At 68.1% G+C, this 8,486-nt stretch carries 6 protein-coding genes; 3 read left to right on the plus strand and 3 right to left on the minus strand.

What is annotated here, in order from left to right:
• The first annotated feature begins 86 nt into the window (after window positions 1-86).
• From C458_RS12865 to C458_RS12875, 3 genes are all read left to right on the plus strand, one after another.
• Window positions 87-1,439: a hypothetical protein gene (locus tag C458_RS12865; protein WP_008576257.1), complete on the plus strand. Its 1,353-nt coding sequence runs from the start codon at window positions 87-89 to the stop codon at window positions 1,437-1,439.
• 289 nt (window positions 1,440-1,728) lie between these two features.
• Window positions 1,729-3,033, plus strand: coding sequence for a dicarboxylate/amino acid:cation symporter (locus tag C458_RS12870; RefSeq protein WP_013035604.1), 1,305 nt, complete (start codon window positions 1,729-1,731; stop codon window positions 3,031-3,033).
• An 87-nt stretch (window positions 3,034-3,120) separates the two neighbouring features.
• Window positions 3,121-3,564, plus strand: a complete 444-nt coding sequence (locus tag C458_RS12875) for a GNAT family N-acetyltransferase (protein WP_008576260.1) — start codon at window positions 3,121-3,123, stop codon at window positions 3,562-3,564.
• A 9-nt stretch (window positions 3,565-3,573) separates the two neighbouring features.
• On the opposite strand, the gene C458_RS12880 is transcribed toward C458_RS12875, so the two are convergent.
• From C458_RS12880 to C458_RS12890, 3 genes are all read right to left on the minus strand, one after another.
• The gene (locus C458_RS12880) at window positions 3,574-4,797 is read right to left on the minus strand and encodes a mechanosensitive ion channel family protein (RefSeq protein ID WP_008576261.1); all 1,224 of its coding nucleotides are present in this window, start codon (window positions 4,795-4,797) and stop codon (window positions 3,574-3,576) included.
• 83 nt (window positions 4,798-4,880) lie between these two features.
• Window positions 4,881-6,539 (minus strand): tRNA uridine(34) 5-carboxymethylaminomethyl modification radical SAM/GNAT enzyme Elp3, encoded by a 1,659-nt coding sequence (locus C458_RS12885; protein ID WP_008576263.1) that lies wholly within the window; start codon window positions 6,537-6,539, stop codon window positions 4,881-4,883.
• 129 nt (window positions 6,540-6,668) lie between these two features.
• Window positions 6,669-8,486: OB-fold nucleic acid binding domain-containing protein (locus C458_RS12890; RefSeq protein ID WP_008576265.1), on the minus strand; the 1,818-nt coding region annotated here is incomplete at its 5' end.

The raw sequence follows: 8,486 nt of genomic DNA on the forward strand, positions 1-8,486 counted from the left end.
CGAAAAGGGGTGTCGTTTCCGCGAATGCGACGCCTCCCCGACTCGGGGAGAAGATACTTATCAATAACCCTGAATATTGTCGGTGAATGCGCTCTCGCACCCTCGCGCTCGTCACCCTCGCCCTCCTCGTCGCGCTGGCCGGACTCCCGGTCGGAATCGCCCCGGCCGAAGCGCGACCCCCACCAGAGGCCGTCTGCGGCGTCTGCGGCGAGGCGTTCGAAGAAGCGGGCGACGCCGCCGGCGTCCCGCTCACGGTCGAATCGAGCACGCTCCGAGTCCGCGTCGGCGACGACGGCGTCGGCACGTGGACCGCCCGCGTCGAACTCGACGACGACTCGGCCGCGACGTTCCGCGAGAACCCCGAACAACTCGACCGCGTCGTCCGCGGGACGTTCGACGACTACCGCGTGTTCACCGACGACCGCAGACGCCTCGAAACCCGGATGGACGGCGACACCGCGGTCGTGACCTTCGAGGTGCCCGAGATGGCGTCCCGCGGCTACGGCGACGTGCTGGTCGTGGACTACTTCCACGACGACGGGGTCAGGGGCACCGTCTACGTCGACGCCGACCGGTTCACTGTGACCGGTCCCGAGGGGTCGTCGCTCCTCACCGCGCCCGCCGAGACGCGGACCAACGGGACGGCCGCCGTCTGGAGCGCCGCCGACGAGGGCGCGTCGAGCATCGGGAGCCAGACGTACCTCACGTTCGGCCCCGACGCGGGGCTTGCCACCACGGCCGCGGCCTACGCCAGCCTCGCCGCCGACTCCGGCCCCGGCGTCCTCACGAACCTCGCGTGGGTCGCGGTCGTCCCGACGCTCGTGCTCATCGTCGGCGTGCTCCTCGTCCGGCAGTTCGACCGCCGGTTCGACGACGAGCGCGGCGCGCGGCGCTTCGGACCCCCCGTCGCGGCACTCGGTGTCATGTGGGGGCTCTGTCTCCTCGTCGTCCAAGCCTTCTCCGGGAGCGCCGCCGCGGTGGCGTGGCTCCTCGCCCTCCAACTGGTCGCGCTCGGCGTCGTCTCGGCGGCCCGCCCCGAGGCGCTCGGGTTCCGCCGCCTCGTCGCCGCCGCCGTCGGCCCGCAGGTCGCGCTCGCGGTCGCCACCGCGATTTCGATGCCGGGGGCGAACCCGTGGGTCTCGTTCAGCGCGTTCGCGTTGGCAACCGCCATCGTGTTGTTTCTGCCCCTCGGCTACGCGGCCCGGCGCGGCGGGAGCACGCGTTTGCTGTCGCTCGCCATCGTCGCCGCACCCACGGCGTTCGCGCTTCCGATGGTCCCCGTCGGCGGCTACGGCGTCCTGTTCGTCGGCGTGCTGCTCGTCGTCTGGGTGCTGGTGACGCTCGCAACCGGATCGCTCGTCTACCGACTCGGCTGGGCGCTCGGCGGACGGACCGGCGACCGTCGGCCGTCCGGTGGGACCACCGACGCGGCGACGTGACAGGCGGTGGTGTCACGGTCCGACGGGGTCGCGTACTGGGTGCTCCCCCCAGCGAATCGCCGGGCGAAGCAGCAAATTTTGTGCATAGCTACGAAGCGTAGTCGTATCCGATACCGACGGTGGAGGTTTCGATGCGAACCGGGGCGACGCGGAACCACCCGTCTATCGGCGGTCTCGCCCCTGAAACGTCAGTGTACGGGCAGTAACGCGACGGTCGGTGACCGTTGTAGATAGGCGCAGGAGCGATGGGGAGAACTGCGTTTTTGAAAAGGGAAGCCGTTGCTGGGGTATGTTCGGGACAGTACGAACCGTGTGGGACGAGTATCGCTCGGTCCCACTCATCTATCGTATCTTCGTTGCGTTCGTCGCCGGGTCGGCGGCGGGTATCCTCTTCGGGGAACGGATGGCCGTGGTCAGCCCGTTGGGCGAGCTGTTCATCCGGTTGCTCAACATGCTCATCATCCCCATCATCGTCTTCACACTTCTCTCGGGGATTCGCCAACTTTCGCCCGCTCAGCTGGGGAAAATCGGCGGCTCGACGGTCGGGCTCTACGCGGTGACGACGACCATCGCCGGTCTCATCGGCCTCGCCGTCGCGAACATCCTGCAACCGGGGCGAGGAGTCGAGTTTCTCGATGCGGAAGCCAGATCGCAAGCGCCACCGTCGCTGACAGACGTTCTCCTGGGAATCGTCCCCAGTAACCCCGTGACTGCGCTGGCCGAGGGGAACCTGTTGGCGACAGTCTTCTTCGTCATCACCTTCGGCATCGCGCTCACGTACGTCCGAGCACGGCAGGATGACCTCGCCGAGACTGTCGATTCGATTTTCGCTGCCTTCGAAGTCGGCACGGAAGCGCTGTTCGTCATCGTCCGCGGTGTCCTCGAATACGGTGTCGTCGGTATCTTCGCGCTGATGGCGTCCGGTATCGGCACCGAGGGCATCGGCGTGTTCTCCTCGCTCGGTGAGTTGGTGCTGGCCGTCGCTGTCGCCGTCGTCGCGCACATCGTCATCACGTATCTGTTCTTGCTGATGGGACTGGTGATGAACGTCTCGCCGGTCGCGTTCCTCGCCGGCGCGAAAGACGCGATGGTGACGGCGTTCGCCACCCGTTCGTCGAGCGGGACGCTCCCCGTCACGATGCAGAACGCAGAGGAGGACCTTCGAATCGACGAGCGTGTCTACTCGTTTGCGCTCCCGGTCGGAGCAACCGCAAATATGGACGGGGCTGCGATTCGACAGGCGATAACCGTCGTGTTCGCCGCAAACGTCGTCGGACAACCGCTCGTGCTCTCCGAGCAGGTGCTCGTCCTTCTGGTGGCGGTGTTGATTAGCATCGGGACCGCGGGCGTCCCCGGTGCGGGCCTCGTGATGTTGACTGTCGTCCTCACGCAGGTGGGGCTGCCGCTGGAGGTCGTCGGGTTCGTCGCCGGTGTCGACCCGATTCTCGGCCGAATCGCGACGATGAACAACGTCACCGGCGACTTGGCCGTTTCGAGCGTCGTCGCGAAGTGGAACGACGCAGTCGACTTCGACGACGGGGTGTGGGCACGGTCGGCAGACGGGCTCCGGGATATCGTGTCGTCGGCAGACTGACCGTCCCAGTGTGACGCACCCCGGTCGGGCGTCAGTTCGCGCGGCCGCTCCGAAATCATCAGGTAGCGCCCCACGAAACGTCCGGTGATGACCAACAGTGAGGTTCGCGTCGCCGCCAACGACGCAGAACGCGACGACGCCTTCGCCGTCCGCAAGGCCGTCTTCGTGGACGAACAGGGCGTCGACGAGGAACTGGAGTGGGACGAACACGACGACCCCGACGCCGAGGCGGTCCACTTCGTCGCCTCCCGCGGCGGCGACCCGGTCGGCGCGGCCCGCCTGCGCGAGTACGAACCCGGCGTCGGCAAAGTCGAGCGCGTCGCCGTCCTCGAATCGGCCCGCGGCGAGGGCTGGGGGCGGCGACTCATGGAGGCGCTCGAAGCCGAGGCGCGCGAGCGCGGCTTCGACTCGCTTCTCCTCCACGGCCAGACGACCGCCGAGGGGTTCTATCGCGGTCTCGGCTACGAGACGACGAGCGACGAGTTCGACGAGGCCGGGATTCCGCACGTCGAGATGCGGAAGTCGCTGTAGTCGAGACGCCTAATCCTCCGAAACCGATGTCTCGACCGGCCGACTGCGGCGGTCCTCCCGTAACTGGAAGCCGTCGGCCTCCTCGCGGGCGAGCAGTTCGCGCTGCGGGTAGGGTATCTTGATTCCCTCACGGTCAAAGGCGAGTTTCACGCTCCGAAGCACCTCGGCTTTCGCCTGCGCACGGCGCGGAGCCGAGGGGTTCGTAATCCAAAAACGCAGTTGGAGGCCGATGGCGGAGTCACCGAACGTCGTCGGCATCACCTGCGGCTTCGGCACCCCCTCGACGAACTTGAGGTCGGACAGCGCCTCCTCGGCCACCGACTCGGCGCGCTCGATGTCGGCCTCGTAGTCGATGCCCACGTCGAGGCGGAGCCGGAGGCGGTTGCGCTTCGTCCGGTTCGTTATCTTCGCGTTGGTCACGCGGTCGTTGGGGAAGACGACCGTCTCGCCGTCGGCGTTGCTCAGGCGGGTGTTGATGATGGTGATGTCGGTGACGATGCCCTCGGCGTCGTCGATTTCGACCCAGTCACCCAGTTCGAACGGCCGGGAGAACATCAGCACGAAGCCCGCGATGAGCGACCCGAGGGTCTGTCTCGCGGCCATCCCGACCACGATACCGAGGAAGCCAGCACCGACGAGCAGGCCGCCGATTCTGACCTGCCAGACCGTGAGCGCCGCCATCCCGACCGCGAGGAGGACGACCAGTTGGAGGACGCGGAAGACGATGCCCTGCTGGTGGGCGTTGATGTTGTCGGAGGTCGTCGCGTACGAGTCCAGTTGCTCTTCGAGGACGTTCGTCCCGACGAGCGCCCCGGCGAACAGCGCGACCGTCAGCCCGAGTTTGGCGGCGTTCGGCACCGCGACGGCGAGCAGTTCGGTGAGGTCGGCGGCGAGGCCGGTGTAGCCCCAGAGGAGCAACAGCGAGAGCGCCGCGCCGACGAACACCGCGAGTTGGAGCGTCCGGACGACGACCGTCGCGGGAAACAGCCACGCCGCGTCGGTGACGGCGTCCGGGACTCGCGGATGGGCCAACACCCGCGTCCGGAGTTCGGCGGTCGCCCGCGAGACGAGCCGCGGCGCGAGAAAGACCGCGACACCGAGCGCGAGCGCCACGAGCGCCGCCGAGATACCGAGTCGCTCTTCTGTCGAAACGAACTGTGCGAGCGTCGAGCGGAGGTCCTGAAGCCACGTCGCCGCCTGCCCCGAACCCGCCGCACCCCCCTGTGGTGCCATCCTACCGTGTGCGATGGGTCAGACAGTAAAAGCGTGACGGAGCGACACTCAGGAATGAGAATCGGCAGGAGAGCGCTCGTCGGCTACAACCGCTTCGACACGTACGGCCCGTCCTGATGGTAGCCGAGTTTCTGCTTGTAGTACCGCCGGACGCCGATGCCTGAGATGACCGAAATCTTGTCGTAGCCGGCCTCTCGGGACAGTTCCTCGGCGTGGGCGAGGAGCTTCTTCCCGTAGCCCTTGTGCTGCCAGTCGCCGTCGGCACCGATTCCCGCCTCGGAGCCGTAGACGTGGAGTTCGCGGACGAGCGCCGCGTCCTGAAGCTCGCGGCGGACCGGATTGCCGGGGAATCGGAGCCGGCAGAAGCCGACCAGCAGGTCCTCGACGGGGTCTTCGAACGAGATGAAGTGCTCGGTCCCGCCGGCGACCTCGTAGGTCATCACGTCGAGTTCGATGCGCTCGGGGTCCGGGTCGGCCTCGTTCATGCCGACCTCGCGGGCGCGGATGTCTCGCTGGACGATGCCGCGCTCCTCGGCGCGCTGGGCGGCCAGTTGCCGGAGGTTGGACTTCCAGACGCCGGCGTCGATGAAGTCCGCGGGGATGTCCCGCTGGACGCGCTGGAGGCGTGTGTACTTCGGAATCATGCCCATGACCTCCGCGACGATGTCGGCGGCCTCCTCGTTGTTCAGCGGCTCGTACTCGTCGCGCCGCCACATGTCGTAGGTGACGGTGTCGCGGACGATGAGCGTCGGGTAGATTTTGAGGTAGTCGGGCCGCCAGTCGCTGTTTTCGAACAGCTGGCGGAAGTCCTCCAGACACATCTCCTTGGTCATGCCCGGCTGGCCGGGCATCATGTGGAAGCCGACCTTGAACGCCGAGTCGCGGAGCCGGCGGTTGGCGTCGATGGAGGCCTGCACGCCGTGGCCGCGGTGCATCTCGCGGTTGATGCGCTCGTAGGTCGTCTGGACGCCGACTTCGACCTTCGTCGCGCCCAAATCGAGCATCCGGTCGATTTGCTCGGGGTCGCACCAATCCGGTTTCGTCTCGAACGTCGTCCCGATGTTGCGGATGTCGTTCGTCTCGTTCTCCGCGATGACGTCCTCGATGTACTTGAACTCGACATCCTCGGGGTCGGGCTTGAACGACCGGTCCTCGGCCGGTTCGGGCTCCTTGTCGAGGTCGTAGTCGTTCATCGCTTCGAGCGCCCGCTTGACGAACCACTCTTGGTAGTCGTGGCTCCGGGCGGTCATCGTCCCGCCCATCAGGATGAGTTCGACCTTGTCCACGGGGTGGCCGATGTGCCGAAGCTGTTCGAGGCGGAGCGTGACCTGCCCGTAGGGGTCGTAGTCGTTCTGGACGCCGCGGGCGGCCGCGGGCTCGTGGCCCGTGTACGACTGCGACGAGGAGAACTCGCTGGCGGGGCCGCCGGGACAGTAGAGGCACTTCCCGTGGGGGCACATGTGCGGTGAGGTCATGATGGCGACCGGCGAGACGCCGGACGCGGTGCGGACGGGCTTGCGCTGGACGACCTCCTTGACCTCCTCGCGGCGGTCTTCCGGGGCGTACCGCAGAATCTCGGCGTTCTTCGGAACCTTCGGCGAGGAGTGTTCCGAACAGGCGTCGAGCTTTGCGGATTCGAGGTCGTCGCGGTCGACATCGCCCGCGAGGATGCGCTCGACGAGCGCCTCGCAGGTCCGCTCGAACGCCTCGGACTCCGTCTCGGTCTCGGCGCTCACGGACACACCTCCCGTTCAGCGACGTGGTGGCGGTTCATGGGCGCGAATCGGGTCGTTTCGTGGATAAGCGTGTCGCTCGGGAGGCTGGAATAGGGCCCTCCGTCGAACCGCGCGAGGAGGAGTCTGGATTGCGGCTTAGAACTGCTCGGCGGCGGCGTCGAGGACGGCTTCGAGCGCCTCGTCGCGCGCGCCGGTCAGGAACTCGATGCGACCTTCGCGGATGCCCGCGGCGGCGAGGCCGGCGGCGGGCGCTTTCTCGGCGGCCGACTCGACGACCGCGCGGAGGTCGAGGTCGCCCGTGGCGCGGAGGTAGAGTTCGTCCATGCCGAGCGCGACGGTCACGAAGGCGTCGCCCTCACGGGTGCGGCGGTGGAGTTCGTCCACGAGCAGGCCCGTCGGCGGGAAGTCGAAGCGGTGACTGTAAGCGTCTGAGTCGAGGACGGCCGCGGAGATGGCACCGACCTCGCGGCGTTCGAGGTTCGCCTGCGCCGTCTCGATTTCGTCTTCGAGCTTGATGCGGAACTGCTCGGAGACGTGGCCGGCGAGGCCCTCGTCGGCGTCGAACAGCAGGTCTGCGATGAGTTCGCGCTTGTCCTGATACGACTGGTAGTAGGCCTCCAGCGCGACGGCCTCGCGGAGTTCGCGGACGCGGTCGGCGTCGAAGCCGTTCGATTCCGCGAGGTCGAGATACTGCTGCGGGCAGTTCTCCCAGTAGCTGACCGCGGGGAGGTGCGACACGTCGTCGCGCACGTCGTCGTTGACGGCGACGGAAAGCGTCGAGGCGAGCGCGCCGACCGAGAGGTCGCGGGCGTCGGCCCCCTCGCGGGCGGGGTTGACGAGCACGTCGACTTCCGCGGCGACCTCGTCGTCGGCGGGCGCGGCGTCGACGACGACGCGCTCGGAGCCGTAGACGCCGAGCAGGCCGAGACCGTCGAGCGATTCGGCGGTCGAACCGGCACCGAGGAGAAGCACGAGCGGGAGCTTCTCGTCGTGGCGGTCGCGGTCTTCGAGCATCCGCGTCACGTCGTTCGTGGCGGCGTCCATGCCGTAGACGGCCTCCTCGAGCGGGCGACGGGTGAAGTAGTGGTACTCGGCGTCGTCGCGGGGGTGCTCCTCGCGGATGAGCGGGAGCACGGCGCGCTCGACGGCGGCGCCGGCGACGTAGCCGTCGGCGGTGGCCGTGTGGCGGACGACGATGGGGCGCGATTCGAGGACGGCGCGGCGGATGGCCTCCGCGGCGTCGAGCAGCGACTTGCCGACGGCGGCGACCGGCTCGTGGGCCGCGAGGGGCGCGACGGCGTCCGGGCGGGCCTCGTCCGAGAGGGCGTCCGCGAGGCGCTGGGCCACGGTGTCGGCCTCGTCGCCGTCGAGAATCGTCAGCTCCTCGGTCTCGATTTGGAGTTCGCCGCGGCGGCGCTCGACCTCGCCGTCGATGCGGACGTAATCGCCCACTTCGACTTCGGGATACGCGCGGACGCCGGCCTCGACGAACGCCGCGCAGTCTGCGATGGCCGTCTCGTCGCGGAGTTCGAACACCGTCGGGCCGCCGGTCTGGCGGACGCTGGCGATTTCGCCCTCGACGCGAATCACGTCGCCGACGCGGTCGTCGATGCTGGCGAGCGTCACGCGCTCCGCCTCGTCGGCGGCGTCGTCAGCGTCGGGCTCGGTTTCGACTTCCTGTTCGGGTTCGGCGTCCTGTTCGGGCTCCGAGTCGCTCTCGGGCTCCGGCTCCGCGTCGGCTTCCTGCTCGGACTCGCCGTTTGCGGCGATGTCGCCAACCACGTCGCCGGCGGTCGGCGCGCGGTCCTCGTCTCCGGCGTCGGACGTGGACTCGGGCGCGTCGTCCTGCTCGGGTTCGGGTTCGGGTTCGGCGTCCTGTTCGGACTCCGAGTCGCTCTCGGGCTCCGGCTCCGCGTCGGCTTCCTGCTCGGACTCGCCGTTTGCGGCGATGTA

Origin of the sequence: Haloferax sp. ATCC BAA-644 (assembly GCF_000336975.1) — an archaeon.
Lineage (GTDB): Archaea > Halobacteriota > Halobacteria > Halobacteriales > Haloferacaceae > Haloferax > Haloferax volcanii.

What these genes read in the sequence shown, in the direction of transcription:
- C458_RS12865 (WP_008576257.1), top strand. Translation starts at nt 87, where the DNA reads ATGCGCTCTCGCACCCTCGCGCTCGTCACCCTCGCCCTCCTCGTCGCG.
- C458_RS12875 (WP_008576260.1), top strand. Translation starts at nt 3,121, where the DNA reads ATGACCAACAGTGAGGTTCGCGTCGCCGCCAACGACGCAGAACGCGAC.
- C458_RS12870 (WP_013035604.1), top strand. Translation starts at nt 1,729, where the DNA reads ATGTTCGGGACAGTACGAACCGTGTGGGACGAGTATCGCTCGGTCCCA.
- C458_RS12880 (WP_008576261.1), bottom strand. Translation starts at nt 4,797, where the DNA reads ATGGCACCACAGGGGGGTGCGGCGGGTTCGGGGCAGGCGGCGACGTGG.